Source organism: Rubellimicrobium arenae (assembly GCF_017916275.1).
Taxonomy (GTDB): domain Bacteria; phylum Pseudomonadota; class Alphaproteobacteria; order Rhodobacterales; family Rhodobacteraceae; genus Rubellimicrobium; species Rubellimicrobium arenae.
The window spans coordinates 213,100-230,636 of record NZ_JAFMST010000007.1 but is presented as its reverse complement, the minus strand read 5'-3'; the positions used below and the strand labels follow the sequence as shown (position 1 = coordinate 230,636).

Annotated in this window: 19 protein-coding genes; 13 read left to right on the top strand and 6 right to left on the bottom strand. The window is 69.7% G+C overall.

The genetic code is table 11. The annotated features are described in order from the left end of the window. The first annotated feature begins 3 nt into the window (after window positions 1-3). From J3P31_RS12955 to J3P31_RS12940, 4 genes are read left to right on the top strand one after another with little or no spacing between them, the layout of a single operon-like run. Entirely contained in the window at window positions 4-1,233 is a 1,230-nt protein-coding gene (locus J3P31_RS12955; RefSeq protein WP_210528892.1) for an ABC transporter substrate-binding protein, read from the top strand. A gap of 19 nt (window positions 1,234-1,252) precedes the next feature. Beyond that, window positions 1,253-2,131 carry a carbohydrate ABC transporter permease gene (locus J3P31_RS12950; RefSeq protein WP_210528891.1) on the top strand — a complete coding sequence of 293 codons (879 nt, stop codon included), beginning with the start codon at window positions 1,253-1,255 and terminating at the stop codon, window positions 2,129-2,131. Between the two features lie 2 nt (window positions 2,132-2,133). Beyond that, complete coding sequence (locus J3P31_RS12945) at window positions 2,134-2,967, top strand: carbohydrate ABC transporter permease (RefSeq protein ID WP_210528890.1); 834 nt, start codon at window positions 2,134-2,136, stop codon at window positions 2,965-2,967. After that, on the top strand, window positions 2,964-4,022 hold the full coding sequence (locus J3P31_RS12940) for an ABC transporter ATP-binding protein (protein ID WP_303645125.1): 1,059 nt from the start codon (window positions 2,964-2,966) through the stop codon (window positions 4,020-4,022). The genes J3P31_RS12945 and J3P31_RS12940 overlap by 4 nt, the downstream gene beginning before the upstream one ends. Window positions 4,023-4,029: 7 nt before the next feature. Here J3P31_RS12940 and J3P31_RS12935 read toward each other — a convergent pair whose 3' ends face one another. The 4 genes from J3P31_RS12935 to J3P31_RS12920 all read right to left on the bottom strand — a co-directional run bounded on the left by J3P31_RS12935 (window position 4,030) and on the right by J3P31_RS12920 (window position 7,883). Beyond that, entirely contained in the window at window positions 4,030-5,091 is a 1,062-nt protein-coding gene (locus J3P31_RS12935; RefSeq protein WP_210528888.1) for a hypothetical protein, read from the bottom strand. Then, window positions 5,088-5,843 (bottom strand): ATP-binding cassette domain-containing protein, encoded by a 756-nt coding sequence (locus J3P31_RS12930; protein WP_210528887.1) that lies wholly within the window; start codon window positions 5,841-5,843, stop codon window positions 5,088-5,090. Before J3P31_RS12930 ends, J3P31_RS12935 begins: the two co-directional genes overlap by 4 nt. 2 nt (window positions 5,844-5,845) lie before the next feature. Continuing rightward, a complete protein-coding gene (locus J3P31_RS12925; RefSeq protein ID WP_210528886.1) occupies window positions 5,846-6,871 on the bottom strand; it encodes an ABC transporter permease in 1,026 nt (341 codons plus the stop codon). Between the two features lie 64 nt (window positions 6,872-6,935). Continuing rightward, the gene (locus J3P31_RS12920; protein WP_210528885.1) at window positions 6,936-7,883 is read right to left on the bottom strand and encodes a substrate-binding domain-containing protein; all 948 of its coding nucleotides are present in this window, start codon (window positions 7,881-7,883) and stop codon (window positions 6,936-6,938) included. A gap of 415 nt (window positions 7,884-8,298) precedes the next feature. On the opposite strand from J3P31_RS12920, the gene J3P31_RS12915 reads away from it, so the two are divergent. After that, on the top strand, window positions 8,299-8,673 hold the full coding sequence (locus tag J3P31_RS12915; RefSeq protein WP_210528884.1) for a rhodanese-like domain-containing protein: 375 nt from the start codon (window positions 8,299-8,301) through the stop codon (window positions 8,671-8,673). 91 nt (window positions 8,674-8,764) lie between these two features. Next, window positions 8,765-8,929: a hypothetical protein gene (locus J3P31_RS12910; protein WP_210528883.1), complete on the top strand. Its 165-nt coding sequence runs from the start codon at window positions 8,765-8,767 to the stop codon at window positions 8,927-8,929. Here J3P31_RS12910 and J3P31_RS12905 read toward each other — a convergent pair. Next, window positions 8,926-10,353 (bottom strand): helix-turn-helix domain-containing protein, encoded by a 1,428-nt coding sequence (locus J3P31_RS12905; RefSeq protein WP_210528882.1) that lies wholly within the window; start codon window positions 10,351-10,353, stop codon window positions 8,926-8,928. The two genes, J3P31_RS12910 and J3P31_RS12905, sit on opposite strands and share 4 nt — an antisense overlap. A gap of 148 nt (window positions 10,354-10,501) precedes the next feature. On the opposite strand from J3P31_RS12905, the gene aceA reads away from it, so the two are divergent. The 3 genes from aceA to J3P31_RS12890 all read left to right on the top strand — a co-directional run bounded on the left by aceA (window position 10,502) and on the right by J3P31_RS12890 (window position 12,675). Beyond that, entirely contained in the window at window positions 10,502-11,788 is a 1,287-nt protein-coding gene (gene aceA / locus J3P31_RS12900; protein ID WP_210528881.1) for an isocitrate lyase, read from the top strand. A gap of 17 nt (window positions 11,789-11,805) precedes the next feature. Continuing rightward, window positions 11,806-12,030 (top strand): hypothetical protein, encoded by a 225-nt coding sequence (locus tag J3P31_RS12895; protein WP_210528880.1) that lies wholly within the window; start codon window positions 11,806-11,808, stop codon window positions 12,028-12,030. A 78-nt stretch (window positions 12,031-12,108) separates the two neighbouring features. Next, window positions 12,109-12,675, top strand: coding sequence for a DUF2585 family protein (locus J3P31_RS12890; RefSeq protein ID WP_210528879.1), 567 nt, complete (start codon window positions 12,109-12,111; stop codon window positions 12,673-12,675). Here J3P31_RS12890 and J3P31_RS12885 read toward each other — a convergent pair. Continuing rightward, window positions 12,672-13,427, bottom strand: a complete 756-nt coding sequence (locus J3P31_RS12885) for an SDR family oxidoreductase (RefSeq protein ID WP_210528878.1) — start codon at window positions 13,425-13,427, stop codon at window positions 12,672-12,674. The two genes, J3P31_RS12890 and J3P31_RS12885, sit on opposite strands and share 4 nt — an antisense overlap. Window positions 13,428-13,528: 101 nt before the next feature. Here J3P31_RS12885 and J3P31_RS12880 point away from each other — a divergent pair, with 101 nt between their 5' ends. The 4 genes from J3P31_RS12880 to J3P31_RS12865 all read left to right on the top strand — a co-directional run bounded on the left by J3P31_RS12880 (window position 13,529) and on the right by J3P31_RS12865 (window position 17,529). Further along, on the top strand, window positions 13,529-14,656 hold the full coding sequence (locus J3P31_RS12880; protein WP_210528877.1) for a mandelate racemase/muconate lactonizing enzyme family protein: 1,128 nt from the start codon (window positions 13,529-13,531) through the stop codon (window positions 14,654-14,656). Between the two features lie 31 nt (window positions 14,657-14,687). Then, a complete protein-coding gene (locus J3P31_RS12875) occupies window positions 14,688-15,464 on the top strand; it encodes an acetoacetate decarboxylase family protein (RefSeq protein ID WP_210528876.1) in 777 nt (258 codons plus the stop codon). After that, window positions 15,461-16,414, top strand: a complete 954-nt coding sequence (locus tag J3P31_RS12870) for a C-terminal binding protein (protein WP_210528875.1) — start codon at window positions 15,461-15,463, stop codon at window positions 16,412-16,414. Before J3P31_RS12875 ends, J3P31_RS12870 begins: the two co-directional genes overlap by 4 nt. A gap of 77 nt (window positions 16,415-16,491) precedes the next feature. Next, window positions 16,492-17,529, top strand: coding sequence for a rhamnose ABC transporter substrate-binding protein (locus tag J3P31_RS12865; protein ID WP_210528874.1), 1,038 nt, complete (start codon window positions 16,492-16,494; stop codon window positions 17,527-17,529). Window positions 17,530-17,537: the final 8 nt, after the last annotated feature.

Sequence of the window (17,537 nt, the reverse complement as noted above, 5' to 3'; positions counted from 1 at the left end):
CGAATGGGACGCATCGCACGCTGGCTGATCGGCACGGCCCTGGTAGCCGGGCCCACCCTGGCCCAGGCCCAGGAGCTGACGGTCTGGGACTGGAAGTCGGGCGACCCCGTCGCCGCCAACTACTTCGCCGCCGCCAAGACGGCCTTCGAGGCCGCGCATCCGGGCGTCACCGTCAACTTCGTCATGCAGCCGCATGACCAGTACTACACGCTTCTGGGCACCGCGCTGGGATCCGAGAGCGGGCCGGACGTGATGCTGCTCCATGGCGGGGCACAGGCCACCAGCCGGGCCGCCGCGCTGAAGCCTCTGAACGACATGACCGAGGGCCTGGCGGGGGTCGCGGACTTCACCGCCGACGGCAACGCCATTGCCCTGCCGCTGACCATCCAGGGCTTCGTCGTCTATTATAACAAGGCGCTCTACGAGGCCGCGGGCCTCGATCCCGACGCGCCGCCCCGGACCTGGGACGAGCTCAAGTCCGTCTGCGAGGCGTTCAAGACCCAGGGGGAGGTCCCCTGCTTTGCCATGGGCAATAAGGAGGGCTTCGGGGGCGACTTCTTCCTGTCCGTGCTGGCCGCCGATATGTTCACGCCCGAGCAGCAGGCCCAGATGGCCGCCGGCGACCTGCCCTGGACCGACCCCGCGCTGCGGACCATCGTCGAGACCTGGGTCCAGACCTCGCAGGACGGCTGGTACCCCGAAGGCGCGAACGCCATGGCCAAGTTCATGGACGAATACGAGACTTTCATGCGGGGCGAGGCCGCGAACACCATCGGCCTCCTGTCCGACGTCGCCCACTGGAAGCAGTTCGAGGAGTTCCTGGGGCCCGACGCCCTGGGCGTCTATCTCCACCCCGCCCCCGGAGGCGAGCCGCGGCTGCCGGTCTCGGGCGGCATCGGCTACGCGGTGAACGCGAACAGCGCCAACGCCGACCTTGCCGCCGAGCTCGTGAAGGTGCTGAGCGCGCCGGAGCAGGCCGCGATCTTCGCCGTGGACACCGGGGCCCTGCCGGCGAACACCGCCGTCGACACCTCGGCGCTGTCCAGCCCGACGCTGACGACGATCCTGGGGATGCTCGACGGCCCGACCGCGCCGCTGGCCCATGCCGTCATGGCGCCCACCGTGATGGAGGAATGGCACCGGCAGAGCCAGCTCCTGCTGAACGGCGAGACGACGGTCGACGACGCGCTGGCCCGGATGGAAGAGATCCGCCAGCAGGCCAAGTCGAACTGAGCCGGGGAAGGGCGGGGACATGGCGCGGCGGGTCATAGGCCAGGCAGAGCGGCGGTTCGCCGCCCTTGTCCTTCTGCCCGCCGCGGGCCTGCTGCTGGTGTTCCGGATCGTGCCGCTGATCTGGGGCTTTGTCCTGTCCTTCACCAACTCGGACGGGCTGGGCCAAGCCGACTGGGTGGGGCTGGCGAACTACCGGGGCGTCGTCACGGACCAGGCGTTCCGGGACTCCCTGGTCAACACGGTGCTGGTGCTGGCGACCCTGCCGATCTGGATCCTGCTGCCCATGCTGCTGGCGCTGCTGATCCACCAGGGCGTGCCGGGCGGCCGGTTCTTCCGCGCCGTCTATTTCCTGCCCGCCGTGCTGTCCTCGGTCATCGTCGGGTCGATCTTTAACGTGGTCCTGCGCTTTGACGGAAGCCTCAACGCCGCGCTCAAGGCGATTGGGCTCAGTCCGGTGGACTGGCTCGGGAACGGGGGGACGGCGCTGGCCTCCCTGGTGGCCGTCCACCTGTGGTCCACCTTCGGCATGAGCGTGCTGATCTTCCTCGCGGGGCTGTCCACCATCAACCAGGAGATGCTGGAAGCCGCCAAGCTCGACGGCGCGAAGTTCTGGGCACGGCTGCGCTTCATCGTCATCCCGACCCTGCGGCCGATCATCGAGTTCGTGGCCGTGGTCACCACCATCGGCCTCCTGACGGGCATGTTCGGCCTGATCTACGTGCTGACGGCCGGCGGCCCCGGCACCTCGACCACGCTGCCCGAGTTCCTGATCTGGCTGGAGCAGGGCAAGCTGAACCGCCCGGGCTACGCCGCCGCCATCTCGGCGGTGCTCTTCGCCCTGATGGCGGGGGTGGCCTGGGCGCAGGTCCGCATCATGTCGCGCAACGCGGAGCTGTAGCCATGGCCGCCGTCGGAAAACGCGAACGCCGGTGGCTCTGGATTGCCGCGATCCCGATGGCGCTCCTGGCGCTGTCGTGCATCTACCCGATCGTCTTCGCGATCAACAACGCGCTGAAGACCTCCAAGGGCTACATCCTCGACCGCTTCGGGATGGTGACCGATCCCACAGTGCAGAACTTTGCCGACGCCTGGGGGCGGGCGCGGTTCTCGGAGTATTTCGTGAACTCGGTGCTGGTCACCGCCGGGGCGGTGGGGCTCCTGCTGCTCCTGTCCTCGCTCGTGGGCTTCGCGCTTGCCATGCTGCGGTTTCCGTTCCGGCGGCTGGTGTTCGTCGCGATCCTGGGCGCGCTGATGATCCCCATCCAGGTGGTGCTGGTGCCCTTCTACCGGACGGTCGAGGGGCTCGGGCTGCTCAACACCCGGGTCGGGCTGGTGCTGGCCTACACGGCCTTCTTCCTGCCCTTCTCCATCTACCTGATGACCGCCTTCTACCGGGGCCTCCCGCGCGAGCTGCTGGAAGCGGCCCGGATGGATGGGGCGCGCTTCCTCGAGGTCTGGTGGCACGTCATGCTCCCTCTCGGGCGGCCGGCGCTGCTGACGCTCGGCATCCTCAACACCCTCTACTGCTGGAACGACGTGCTGATCTCGCTGCTCGTGCTGCAGGACCGGCGCACGCTGATGGTCGGCATCGCCGCGCTGCGGGGGGAATACACCACCAACGTGCCGCTGCTGGCCGCCGGGATCGTGCTGGCCGCCGCCCCCATCGTCCTCGTGTACCTCGTCTTCCAGCGCCGGATCGTCGGCGGCATCAGCGTGGGCGCGGTGAAAGGCTGACCATGATCGACCTTCGCAACGTCTCCAAGCGCTTTGGCGGGATGACCGTCATCGACCGGGTGAACCTGTCGGTCGAGGAAGGCGAGTTCATCGTCTTCGTCGGCCCCTCGGGCTGCGGCAAGTCCACGCTGCTCCGCATGATCGCGGGGCTCGAGGACATCTCCTCGGGCGATCTCTGGATCGGGGGCGAGCGGATGACCGACGCCGAGCCCTACGACCGGGGCGTGGCGATGGTGTTCCAGAGCTATGCGCTCTACCCCCACATGACGGTGGCCGAGAACATGGGCTTCGCGCTCCGCATCCAGGGCGTCGGCGCGGCCGAGCGGCGGCGCATGGTCGAGGCGGCGGCCACCAAGCTGCACCTCGACCACCTGCTCGACCGCAAGCCCGCGGCGCTCTCGGGCGGGCAGCGCCAGCGCGTCGCCATCGGGCGGGCCATCGTGCGCGATCCCAAGGTGTTCCTGTTCGACGAGCCGCTCTCGAACCTCGACGCCGAGCTGCGCGTGCAGATGCGGATCGAGATCGCGCGCCTGCACCAGAGCCTTTCGAACACCATGGTCTACGTGACCCACGACCAGACCGAGGCGATGACGCTGGCCGACCGCATCGTGGTCCTGCGCGCGGGCCGGATCGAGCAGGTCGGGCGTCCCACGGACCTTTACGACGATCCCGACAACATCTTCGTCGCGGGCTTCATCGGCAGCCCCCGGATGAATTTCCTGCCGGGCGTCGCGACCGGCCCCGCCAGCATCCGCGTCGCGGGGGTGGACGTCCAGGTGCCGGGGCTCGGCACGCGCCTCGCGCGCGAGCAGGCGGTCCAGGTCGGACTCCGGCCCGAGCACCTGACCGCGCCCGAAGGCGTGGAGCTGCCCCTCGCCATCGAGGTGGTCGAGCAGCTTGGCGCGATGGCCTATGTCCATGGCTCCCTGGCCCCCGAGGCTCCGGTCGTGGCGGAATGGCGCGCCGGGCGGCCCTCGGTGGGGGAGCGGGTGCCGCTTCGGTTCCACCCCCGCGACCTGCGGCTCTTCGACCCTGAGGGGCGGCGGATCCGCTAGGCCGCGCTCAGTCCCGCCCCAGGAACCCCGCCCGGAAGGGCAGGCGGCGGTGCGCGCCATGCTCCCCGGTGATCTCCACGGCGTCGCCGTCCTCGCGGATGGCGGCGACCGGCTCCCCCGATGGCCAGGCGATGGCGCCGATGACGTGCCGCACCTCGGCCAGCCCGTCCGCGGCCAGGTCCAGGGCCCCGGGACCGGCCAGGTCGGATTCGGCCGACACGCCCAGCTTGTCGGCGGCCGCGCCTTCCTCGACCCCCAGGCAGCCGACATGGCGCCCCGACCAGGGGGCATAGTCCCGCCCGCCGTTCGAATGCCAGAACATGGTCATCGGCAGCACCCGCGCATCCCGGAGCGACAGGTAGAGGTCTCCGTCGCCGGGGCGGGTCACGGCGGTCCAGCCGAGCCGATGGCCCCTGGCCTCGAGGGCGGTGACGAAGTCCTCGTGCCGGGGCCCCCAGGGATAGCGCGTCAGGTCCACGGGCCCGTCCTGTCCCGGGAAGGCGTGGGGGTCCCGCGACCGCGCCGGATAGGTCAGGGCTGAGCGGCCGCGGGCCGGGTCGCCTTCCAGCGGGGTCCTGGGCGTTTCCCAAGCCGCCTTGGCCGAGGTGCGGATGATCCCGCCCCGCAGCAGCGAGACGTTCGCGTGGTTGGCGACCGCCACCCGGCCCGTCCCGCCCACGAAGACGTGGCGCTGGTAGAGGAAGGGATGGCCGTCCTCGACCCGCAGCTCCTTGACCACGGTCGCTCCGAACGCCGCCCGGGTCAGGGCCGCCCGCAGCACCCGTCCGGTCCGGTGCACCACCTCCCAGCGCGCGCCGGCGGTCCAGCCATGCAGCGGCGAGCCGTCCTCGGTGGCCCCGAAGGGCGCGCAGAAGAAATCGCCCTGCAGCTTGGCCATGAGCGGCGCCGTCCCCTCGGGCATGGGCTCGGTCCCGACCCAGGGCGCCCGGTGCAGCGGCGCGACCGTTTGCCCGCCGTCCGTCACGGCGAGGTCCGTCACCACGCCCCCCTCGGGATCGAAGCCCAGCGTGATCCCGGCCGCCTCCAGCCGCTCCGTGCCGGCGGTCATGCAGCCATGTGCTCGCCGGTGATGATGTCCTCGACCTGCTGGATCGAGGAGGTGCGGGGGCTCAGGTCGTCGGCCACCACGGTCCCCCGCCGCATGACCACGATCCGGTCCACGACCTGGAAGACGTGGTGGATGTTGTGGGCGATGAACACGCAGGAATGCCCGGTGTCCCGCGCCTCGCGCACGAAGCGGAGCACGCCCTGCGTTTCGGCCACGCCCAGGTTGTTCGTGGGTTCGTCGAGGATGATGAGGTCGCTGTCGAAGTACATCGCGCGGGCGATGGCGACGGCCTGCCGCTCCCCGCCCGACAGAGAGCCGATGGGCGTGGTGGGCGGGATGTTCTTGGAGATGCCGACCCGCTTCAGCAGGTCGGCCGCGACGGCGTTCATCCGGTCGAGGTCCAGCCGGTCGAGGATCCCGGCGCCCTTCCGAAGCTCCCGCCCCAGGAACAGGTTCCGCGCGATGGACAGCTGTGGCACCAGCGCCGAATCCTGGTAGATCGTCTCGATCCCGTTGGCGATCGCGTCCAGCGTCGAGCGCATCTGGACCGGCCGGCCCTTGATGCGGATCTCGCCGCTCGTGTAGGCCACCGCGCCCGAGAGCACCTTGATCAGCGTGGACTTGCCCGCGCCGTTGTCGCCCAGGAGCCCCACGATCTCGCCGCGCTCGATCCTGAGGTTGACGCTGCGCAGGGCGTGGACGCGGCCGTAGAACTTCTCGATCTGCCGCATCTCGACCAGGGTTTCGGCCATGGTCACACCCCCGCGTTGTGCCGGCGCTCGAGGCCGGAATGGAGAGCCATCATTCCCAGGATGATCGCGCCGATGAAGATGTTGTAGGCCAGGCCCGGCACGCCGATCATGACGATCCCGTTCCGCATGAGCCGCAGGATCAGCACGCCCAGCACCGTGCCCAGGATGGTCCCGCGCCCGCCGGTCAGGACCGTGCCGCCGATCACCACCATGGCGATGACCTCGAGCTCGTAGCCCGTGCCGGAGTTGGGGTTCGCCGCCGAGACGCGGATCGAGGAGATGATCCCGGCAAAGGCGGCCATCAGCGCCGACACCATGAAGAGCGCGACCTTGACGCGGCTGATCTTCACGCCCCGGTTCCGGGCGGCCCCGGGGTTGCCCCCGGTGGCCTGGATCCAGTTCCCGAAGCGCGTCCGGGTCAGGGCATAGTGGAACATGACGGCGAGGAGGATGAACCAGATCAGGCTCATGTAGATCCGGAGGCCGCCGATGTAGAAGTCGCCGACGAGCACGGTGGCGAGCCACTGCTCGCCCGCGTTCCAGGTCCGCTGCGGAAAGCCGTCGGTCAGCCACAGCGCCGAGCCCCGCACGACAAGGAGCATCCCCAGGGTCACCAGGAAGCTCGGGATCCCGAGCCGCGTGACGAAGAGGCCGTTGGCGAGCCCGATGACCAGCGCCACGAGGAGCGCCGCCAGGAAGGCCAGCGGCAACGGCAGGATTTCGGTGTTGAACAGGGTCCACATGACCACCGGCGCGAAGCCGAAGACCGATCCCACGGACAGGTCGAACTCGCCCGCTGTCATCAGCATCGTCATCGCCAGCGCGATGAAGCCCAGTTCCACCGTGAAGGTCAGCGCGTTCCCGATGTTGGTGAGCGACAGGAACGCCGGGTTGATCGCCGTGAACACCACGAGCATGACCACGAGGAGCACGAGCGGGCCGAACTCGGGCTGGGCGATGAAGGCGCGGAGCAGGCCCGGCCCGCGGGCGGGGGCTCCCGGCGGGAGGGCGGTGGTTCGGTCGGACATGGAGGTCCCCTGGTGGGAAGGGTCGGGGCCGCCCGTTCGGCAGGGACGGGCGGCAGGGGGGAGGTCAGTTGCCGCCGCCCGACATGATGTCGTGGTACACCTGCGCGGTGTCCTTTTCGTAGAGCGCGCCAGTGATGATGTCGAAGCCGATCGGCACGCCGCCCGACTCCATCAGGAGGGAGGACAGGCAGAGATAGGAGGTCGCCTGCGGGTCCTGCCACATGGCGGCGTTGACGTAGCCGTCCAGCACCTCCTGCGTGGTGTCGAGGCTGTTGCCCCAGCCCACGACCGGGATCGAGCCGGGCGCGATCCCCGCCTGGTCGAAGACCCGCTTGATCGAGCCCGTGACCAGGTCGCCCAGCCCGATGATGGCCGTCACCTTGCCCTGGTTGGCGGTCATGTAGTCCGTCATCCGGGTGATGATCTCGGCCTGGTCGAGCGTCGCGTCCGTCACCTCCCAGGTGATGCCCAAGGGCTCGAAGACCTCGGCGATGGCCTTCTCCTCCTCGACGCCGTAGGAGGCGCCGGGCACCTCGACGGGCATCCAGACGAAATCGCCCTCCTTCACGAGCTGGTTGTCCACCAGGTACTGCGCCCACTGGCGGCCGACCTCGTGGAGATCGCCGCCCACATAGGCGTTCCAGTCGGGCGCGTCGTCCGAGGTGTTGAAGTTGATGATCGGGATGCCGGCCGCACGGGCCTCGGCCACCACGTCGACCATGCTGCCCGGGTCGGGGCTCGTGGAGCAGATCCCGTCGGCTCCGGCGGCGATCGCGGCGCGCACCGCCTCCTGCTGCGAGGGCACGTCCCCCGAATGGAACGAGGTGTTCACCGTCTGGCCGGTGTCGGCGGCCCATTGCTCGGCCCCTTGCAGGAAGTAGGTCCAGACGGGGTCGGCCGGCGACCCGTGGGACACCCAGTAGAAGGTCTTGGCCTCCTGCTCCTGCGCCAGGGCCAGGGTCGGCCCGATGGCCAGGGCGGCTGCCGTGGCCAGGAACGTGCGTCTCAGCATGGTCGTCGTCCTCCGGTTGGTCGCGCGGGGCTCTGGCGGCCCCTGCGCGGAAAACGGGCGCCTGGTCTCCGGGCGGCGTGGCCGCCTGGATCGTCGCCGGCGCGGGCTGGGCGCCCCGGGGGGCCCGCGCGGTCCGCAGCGCGACGCCGGTTGGGCGCCGCGGAGAAGGTCGGGGGCCGCGTCCGTCGGACGGCGAGGTCCCGGGAACCGGCCGGGCGGCGTGAGCCACGGATCCGGCCTCATTGGTGTCGAACGCGGCTGACGTTCTGTCAACCCGACGTGAGGGCCGCCAAGGCGGTTCCGTGCGCCCGGGCAGGGCCGGCTGTGCCGATTGACGCTTGGTGTCCGGCGCTAGCTCCTGTCATAACGGAGCGGACATCAATGGTCCGCCGCGATCAACAGGAGGAGCTGCGTCATGAAGACGGCCAAGGATTATCTCGACGAGGCCAACAATCAGGTGCCCCGCGTGCCGGTCGAGGACGCCATGAAGAAGCACGCCGAGGGCAACGCGCTGTTCATCGACGTGCGCGATTCGGGCGCCATCGCCAAGACCGGGACCATCGCCGGCGCCGCCCGCGTGCCCCGTGGCTTCATGGAGTTCGCCGCCGACGATTCATCGCAGTACCACAACCCGGTCCTGAAGAAGGATGCGGAGATCTACCTGGTCTGCGGCGCGGGCGGGCAGGCGGCTCTGGCGGGCAAGACCCTGAAGGAGATGGGATTCACCAACGTCAGCAACATCGGCGGCATCGGCGACTGGAAGAACGCCGGCGGCCCGATGGAGGAGTGACGGAAGGCCGCTGACGCCCGGGCCCATGGCCCCTTGGCGCAACGGCGCCGCGGGGCTAACAGGCGCCCGGACAGCGATCGGGAACGCGCGCATGGATCTTATGACCTACGACCCGGCCTTGCCCGAGCTGCCGCTCCTGCGCGGGCTGCGGCTCCCCGGCAACGGAACGCCGCCGCCGCGCTTCGACTGGGCGGACTATGTGATCCGCCTGGCCAAGGCCGTCGCCGAGCGGAGCGGGGGAACCCCGAACGGCTAGCGCCCGAAGGGCGACAGCCCCCGCGTGGCCTCGCTGAGGTCGAGCCCGCCCAGGAGCGGCGGCGCCGCCCGGCTGGGGCAGTTGGGGCGCTCGCAAAGGCGGCAGTTCACTCCGATCCCCGTCGCCGCCATCTCCCGCAGGCCTCGCGCATAGACCAGCTGCGGCGCGAACCGCTCCTCGCAGCCCAGGCCCACGGCGAAGGCGGGCTCGGGCTCGCCCCAGGGCACCGCCAGCCGGCGCACCATCCGCGCGACCGAGAACCAGCGCTTTCCATCCGGCATCTCGACCAGTTGCGTCAGCGTCCGCCCCGGATGGCGGAACACGTCGTGCAGGTTCCAGCGGGGGCAGGTCCCTCCGAAGCGCGAAAAGGGGAACGCGCCGGACGAGAACCGCTTGGACACGTTCCCGGCGTTGTCCACCCGCACCATGAAGAACGGCACGCCCCGCGCCGAGGGGCGGGACAGGGTCGTGAGCCGGTGCGCCACCTGTTCGAAGCTCGCGCCGAAGCGTGCCCCCAGCATGTCCACGTCGTAGCCCAGGTCCTGCGCCGCCGCGAGGAAGCGCCCGTAGGGCATCATGAGCGCCGCGGCGAAGTAGTTCGACAGGGTGATCCGCCCGAGCTTGCGCGCCTGGGCGTCGCGAAGGTCAGAGGACGCCAGGAGCGCGTCCACGACGTCGCCCGCCTCGAGCAGGCCGACCTGGTAGGCCGCCTGGAAGGCCCGCCCGGCGGGCTCCATGAGTTCGGAGATCATCAGCTTGCGCCGATGGCGGTCATAGTGGCGCAGGGTGACACCCATCTCCTTGTGGGACATGACCTGCACCCGGATGCCGTGCCGCGCCCGCAACCGGAGGGTGAGCGCATGGAGGAGGTCGCCGTCCACCTGGACCAGCTCCGCGCTGAGGCTCTCGGCCGCGTCCTCCAGGGCCGGAAAATGGTTGTTGCCCTGCTGCAGGAGGGCGCGGACCTGCTCGACCGCGTCGCTGCCCTGGGAGGCCGACGCTCCGCGCTCCGCCTCCGAGCGTTCGCCCGCGAGGCCCGATCCCAGCTCCGCCGCCCCGGCATAGGCGGCGTGGAGCCGCTTGAAGGCCGCAAGAAGGGTGGGGGCCTGCTCCAGGGCGGCCCGCACCTCGGCCCGCGGCACCTGGAGCGGCGCCAGCAGAGGGTCGGCCAGCACTTCCTCGATCTCGGAGGCCCCCTGCGAGTCCTCCGCCCCGGCAAAGTCGCGGGCGTCGATGGCATAGGTTTCCGAGAGCCGGATGAGGAGCTGCGCGGTCAGCGGCCTTTGGTTGCGCTCGACGAGGTTGAGATAGCTGACCGAGATGCCCAGTTCCGCCGCCATCGCGCTTTGCGACAGGCCCAGGGTGGCGCGCAGGCGACGCAGCTGCGCCCCGGCCATGATCTTGCGCCGTCCGCTCCCATCCATGCCGGACTCCTGTCAAATCAGATACAGATTTACAAATGACAAGCTGTACAGGTTTGACAAGTCATCCTTTCGGCTGAGCTGTCCGTCTTGTTCCGACGCTGCGCTGCCGCAAGATCAGGACCATACCGATCGCAAGGAATGACCCCCGATGACGCAACTCACCTTCCAGGACCTCGTCCCCCATGCGCCCGAGGGCCGCTTTGACGGGATCAACCGCCCCTACACGCCGGAAGACGTCGCCAAACTGCGCGGCTCGCTGACCATCCAGCACACGCTGGCCGAGCGGGGCGCGAACCGCCTGTGGAAGCAGCTCCACGAGGAGCCCTTCATCAACGCCCTCGGCGCCGTCACCGGCAACCAGGCGATGCAGCAGGTCCGCGCGGGGCTGAAGGCCATCTACCTGTCGGGCTGGCAGGTCGCGGCCGACGCCAACACGGCGGGCGCGATGTATCCGGACCAGTCGCTCTATCCGGCCAACGCCGCCCCCGAGCTCTGCCGCCGCATCAACCGCACCCTGCGCCGCGCCGACGAGATCGAGGCCTCCGAAGGCAACGTCACCCGCGACTGGTACGTCCCCATCGTCGCCGACGCCGAGGCGGGCTTCGGCGGGCCGCTCAACTCCTTCGAGATCATGAAGGCCTTCATCGAGGCCGGCGCGGCGGGCGTCCACTTCGAGGACCAGCTCGCGAGCGAGAAGAAGTGCGGCCACCTGGGCGGCAAGGTCCTGATCCCCACGGCGGCGCACGAGCGGAACCTCGTGGCGGCCCGTCTCGCCGCCGACGTGATGGGCGTGCCCACGATCACGGTCGCCCGGACGGACGCCGAATCCGCGCAGCTCATCACCTCGGACGTGGACGAGCGCGACCACCCCTTCATCGACCGCGAGAACCGCACGACCGAGGGCTTCTTCCGCCTCAAGCCCGGCACCGGCCTCGACCACTGCATCGCCCGTGGGCTGGCCTATGCCGAGATCGCGGACCTCCTGTGGTGGGAGACCTCGCACCCCGACCTCGACGACGCCCGCAAGTTCGCAGAAGCCGTGCACGCGAAGTATCCGGGCAAGCTCCTCGCCTACAACTGCTCGCCGAGCTTCAACTGGAAGGCCAAGCTCGACGACGAGACCATCAAGAAGTTCCAGCGCGAGCTGGGCGCCATGGGCTACAAGTTCCAGTTCGTGACGCTGGCGGGCTTCCACTCCTTGAACCTGTCGATGTTCGAGCTGGCCGACGGCTACCGCGACCGCGGCATGGACGCCTATTCGGAGCTGCAGCAGCGCGAGTTCGCCGCGACCAAGCAGGGCTTCACCGCCGTGCGGCACCAGCGCGAGGTCGGGACCGGCTACTTCGACCTCGTCTCGACCACCATCACCCAGGGCAAGTCGTCCACGACCGCCATGGGCGAATCCACCGAAACCGCCCAGTTCACCCACGCCTGACTTAAGGAGGGCACGAGATGTACGACATGACCCCCGAAGCGATGGAAGGCACGATGTCCCTGACCGAGCGCCAGATGGCCGGGATCGAGGCCGTGGCCGAGCAGCTGGGCCGCCTGAACGCGGCCATCCGCGAGGCGGTGGACGCCGGCCTTTCGGTCGAATTGCACCGCTCCGAGCGTTACCACTGCGGCGGCGGCTGCTGGGGCGACATGATGAAGCCCGTGATCGTGAAGTGCATCTGACACGCCCGGGGGGCACCGCCATCCCAGCCCCGAGCTGTCCGTTGCGCTGAGGCCCAGGGGTGTGCATCGCTGGTCGTCATGACCCGCGACGCACGCCCCTGGTTCGTTTCCCTTCTGATCGTGGCGGCCTCGGCTGCCTGGCTCCTGGCGGACGGGCGCGCGCCGATCGCGCCCTCGGGCCGGATCCTCCTGTGGTACGACGACCCTTGGGGACCGGAAGGGTCGCAGCACCTGTTCGACTGGTACTCGCCCAGCCACCTGATCCACGGGCTCATCTTCTACGCCGTGCTCGCCCTCGGGGCGCGGCGGCTTGGGGTCGGGTGGCGGTTCGCCCTCGCCACCCTGGTCGAATGCGCCTGGGAACTGGCCGAGAACTCCGACGCGGTGATCGAACGCTACCGGACGGCGACCGTGTCCAGGGACTATCTCGGGGACACGGTCCTCAACTCGGTCATGGACGTGGCCTGCATGGGATTCGGCTTCTGGCTCGCGCGGAGGCTTCCTGTCTGGGCGTCCGTCCTCCTCGCGTTGGGCCTCGAGGCCTTCACCGTCTGGATGATCCGCGACGGGCTCGCGCTCAATGTGCTGATGCTGCTCTGGCCCCTGGGGGCCGTGCGCGACTGGCAGGCGGCGGTCGCCGGCTAGGCGGCCCGCATCATGCCCTTGAACAGGTCGTCCCGCACGTCGAGCAGCACCTCCTCGCGCCCGCGGTTCCCGGCGGCGCACAGCCAGGCCAGGACCGAGGCGGGCACCTCGGGATGCACGAGGTCGGCCTGCGGGATCCTGGAGATGGGGTTCAGGCCCGCCTCCCGGATCTCGGCCTGCATGGCGGTGTCGGTGGGCGGGATGCCGACGAAACGGGCGTGGACGCCGCGCGGCGACAGCTCCAGGTCCTGCATCAGGGTCAGCATCCGCGCCGCGGCCTTGGAGGTGCAGTAGGCGGTCCAGCCCTCCATGGCCTTGGTCGCCGCGCCGGTCCCGGCGTTTAGGATGAGGCCCTTTGATTCTTCAAGGAAGGGCAGGCAGGCCATCGTCACGCGGTGGAGCCCGATGGCGTTGACCTCGAAGGCGGGGCGCAGCTCGTCCGCGGTGAGTTCCGACAGCGGCCGGATCGTCGAGATCAGGCCGGCGTTGTTCACCAGCACGTCGAGCCCGCCCAGCGCCTCGCGCACCCGGGCCGCCGCCTCCCCCACCGAGGCGTCGTCGGTCACGTCCAGGGGCACGGCCTGCGCCCCTTGGGGCAGCGGTTCGCTCCCGTCATGCACGCCGGCCACGACGCGGGCGCCGCGTTCCACCAGCACGCGGACCAGGGCGGCGCCGATGCCGCGCCCGGCGCCGGTCACGAACACGCGCCGTCCGGACAGGTCGGGAACGGGAATGGGATGCAGATCGAACATTTCTCTTGACCCCGGCTGGCTAGGGAACGCTAATTGGCCTGACCAATTCGATACGACGCGGGAGGAGCCCTGTCAAAGGGATCGCGTCAGGGGAGGATCATATGACCCGCATCGCGCGGATCGAGCCCATTCACATCGCCTATCCGGATCCGAACGACTTCAACACGACGCGGCGCACCGTGCTCGTCAGGGTCGAGACCTCGGACGGCGTGGTCGGCTGGGGCGAGTGCATCGCCATGTGGCCCGAGGCCTGCAACGCCGTCTGCACCGTCATCACCGAAGGATTCCTGCCGCTGCTGCGGGACCACGAGGCCGAGGACATCGACGGCGCCTGGACCATGATGCGGCGCCACGTCTTCTGGTATGGCGAAGGGGGCATCGCCTCGCTCGCCATCTCGGGCATCGACATGGCGCTCTGGGACATCCGCGGCAAGGTCGCGGGCAAGCCGCTCTACGAACTCTTCGGCGGCCTCCGGCAGGACCGGCTGCTCGCCAATGCGTCCGCCCACGTCAACAAGAAGGGCATGGACGCCTGCGTGGAGGAGGTGGCGGGCTTCTTCGCCGCCGGGTTCCGATCGACCAAGCTGGGCTTTGCCAAGAAGGGCGAATCCAACATCGGCGGCGATCCGGACACGGACGTGGAATTCGTGCGGCGCCTGCGCGAACGGCTCGGCCCAGACGCGGGCATCCTGATCGACATCGGCAACGGCGTGCGCTGGGACGCGGACACCGCCATCAGCGTGGCGAACCGCATGGCCGAATCCGGCATCGGCTGGTACGAGGAGCCGCTCTATCCGACGGACGACGCGGGCTACCGCAAGCTGCGCGCCTCGACCTCGCTCCGGCTCGCCTCCGGGGAGCGGGAGTTCACCGAGGCCGGCTACCGGCGTCAGATGGAGTTCATCCAGGCCATCGACGTCTATGGCGTGGACCCGGCGCGGGTGGAGGGGATCACCGGCTTCCGCAAGGTGGACGCGCTCTGCACGCAGTACGGCAAGACCATCAACGCCCATGCCTGGTCGACGGCCATCACGACGGCGGCGTCCCTGCACCTGTCGCTCGCCTCGCCCAACGCCGAGATCTTCGAGTTCAAGCCCTTCCCGGTCGTCGTGCAGGACGAGATCGTGACCGAGAAGATCTGGCACCGCGACGGCTGGGCCTATCCGCTGACCGGCCCCGGCCTCGGCATCGAGGTGCGCGAGGACGTGGTGAGGAGGATCGCGGCGTGAGGCCCGCCACCCCCATCGCGAGGAGAGCGGCGTGAGCACGCGCTGGGGCCTGACGCGGCCGACCGAGGCGGACATCCGCCAAGGCGGCTTCTCGACCCCTTGGGACGCGCCGACAATCCCGCCGTTCCCCTTCCGCTTCCGCAACGCCGAGATCCTGACGCTCTACTGGCGCACCGACCCCGAGGCGCTGGCCTTCCTGTTGCCGCCGCCCCTCGAGCCCATGGGCGACGTGGCCTGCGTCCACATCTACCGCATGACCGACACCGACTGGCTGGGCCCCTATGGCGAGGCCAACGTGATGTTCGGCGCCCGGCTCGGCGACCGCGAGGGGGCCTACTCGCCCTATCTCGCGCTCTCCTCTGAGGTGGGTGTCGCGCATGGGCGCGAGATCCATGGTCAGCCCAAGAAGCTGGCGAACCCGACGCTGGACATGCGCGGCGACCTCCTGGTCGGCCGGATCGAGCGGAACGGCATCGACGTGCTGACCGGGACGCTGCCCTACAAGCAGCGGGCCGTGGGGGCCGAGGCGCTGAAGCCCTTCTTCGATTTCGCCACGAACCTGAACCTCAAGGCGGTGGACCACATCGACGGACGGCCCGCCATCCGCCAGATCACCTCGCGCCGTCTGTCCGAGGTCACGGTCCATGAAGCCTGGACTGGCCCCTGCACCGTGGAGCTTCGGCCCAACGCGCAGCTGCCCGTGTTCCGCCTGCCGGTCGTGGAGCCGCTCCTGGGGTTCTTCTGGCGCGCGGACTTCACCCTCGTCCCGGGCGAGATCATCCACGATTATCTTGCGGAGGCCGCATGAAGGTCGTCGTCACCGACCGCACCTTTCCCACTCTCGACCAGGAGGAACGGGCCGCCCGCGAGGGCGGGGCGGAGTTCGCCGCCCATCAGGCCAAGACCGCCGAGGAGGTGGCGGAGGTCGTCGCGGGCGCGCACGTCGCGCTCGTCCAGTTCGCGCCCTTCACCGAGGCGGCGGCGCGGGCGATGGCCCCCGGCGGCACGGTCATTCGCTATGGCGTGGGCTACGACAACATCGACCTTGGGGCGACCAGGGCGGCGGGGCTGCGCGTGGGCTACGTCCCCGACTACTGCGCCGACGAGGTGGCCGAGCATACGACAGCCATGGCTCTGGCGATGCTGCGCAAGCTGCCGCAGCTCGATGCGTCGGTGCGCACCGGGGAATGGGCGGCGGTCAAGGTGTCCCGGCCGCTCAAGCCCTTTGCTGAGACGGTGTTCGGCTTCTTTGGCTTGGGCCAGATTGGGCGGGCGGTGCTGGGACGGCTGCGGGGCTTCGGCTTCCGCTTTGCCGCGTCGGACCCCGGCCTGTCGGCGGCGGACGCCGGATCGCTGGGCGTGGAGCTGATGAGCGCCGAGGACCTGCTGCGGCGGGCCGACGTCATCTCGCTCCATGCGCCCGCGACGGCGCAGACGCGCGGCTACTTCAACACGGAGCGGCTGCGGACCATGCAGCCGCATGCCATCCTCATCAACTCGGCCCGCGGGCAACTGATCGACGAGAACGACCTCGCCGCGGCGCTGCGGGACGGAACGGTCGGGGGCGCTGCGCTCGATGTCTTCGGGACCGAGCCGCTGCCCCCCGACTCCCCCCTGCGGAGCGCGCCGAACTGCCTGCTGACCCCGCACGCCGCCTGGTACTCGGACGCCGCGATCGGGCGGCTGCAGGGCCTCGTGGCCGAGGACGTCACCCGCGCGCTGAACGGAGAGGGGCCGCGCAAGCCGGTCCCCGGCTGAGTGGGTTTCCGGGCGCGGGGCAGGGAGGGAGACCCCGCCGCCCGGTTCAGATCAAGAACCCCTCCGGGAGGAATGACATGTTCAAGACGCTGGGCCTCGCGGCCCTCCTGGCAAGCTGCGCGACGCTGGCGCTGGCCCAGGCCAAGACCATCGAGCCCGGCCAGGACTCCGGCGGCATGGTGCTCCTGCCCAAGTTCCTGGGCATCCTGGTGTTCGAACAGGCGCACGAAGGCGCGCAGGAGGCCCATGACGAGCTTCAGGACAAGGGCGAGCTGCAGTTCCTGGGCCCGACGCCCGAGAATTCCGTCGCGGGCCAGATCGAGATCATGACCACCGCCGGCACGCAGGGGGTCGGCGCCGTGATGCTGTCCAACAACGCGGGCGACCAGATCGTCCCGGCCGCGCAGGCCGCCGCGCAGGCGGGCACCAAGGTCGTGACCTGGGACAGCCCGATCCCGAACGGCGAGGGCGAGAGCGTCTTCGTGGCCCAGGTGGACTTCGAGCAGACCGGCCGCGTCATGGCCGACATGGCCTACGACATCATGGGCGGCGAAGGGCAGTTCGCGATCCTGTCCGCCTCGCCGGACGCGGCCAACCAGAACGCCTGGATCGCCTCACTGGAGAAGGTGCTGGGCGAGGACGAGAAATACGCGAACCTAGAGATGGTCGAGACCGTCTACGGCAACGACCAGTCCGAGGAGAGCTACAACCGCGCCCTCGCCCTGGTGGACAGCCATCCCGACCTGAAGCTCATCATGGCGCCGACCACCGTCGGCATCCAGGCGGCGGCCAAGGCCATGCAGGACGAAGGGCTTTGCGAGCAGGTCAAGGTCTCGGGCCTGGGGCTGCCGGCCGAGATGGTCAGCTACACCCTGAACGGCTGCGCGCCGCAGTTCGCGCTCTGGGACTTCCGGGACCTTGGGTATCTGACGACCTACGTGGCCTACGGGCTCGCCACCGGGCAGCTGACCGGCGAGGTCGGCGAGCAGTTCACCGCCGGGCGCATGGGCGACTACACCATCGAGGCCGATCCGGGCCGCGAGGGGGCCAGGCGCGTCCTGATGGGACCATTCACCGTCTACAACAAGGACAACGTCGAGGCCGCCGCGAAGTGACGCGGCCC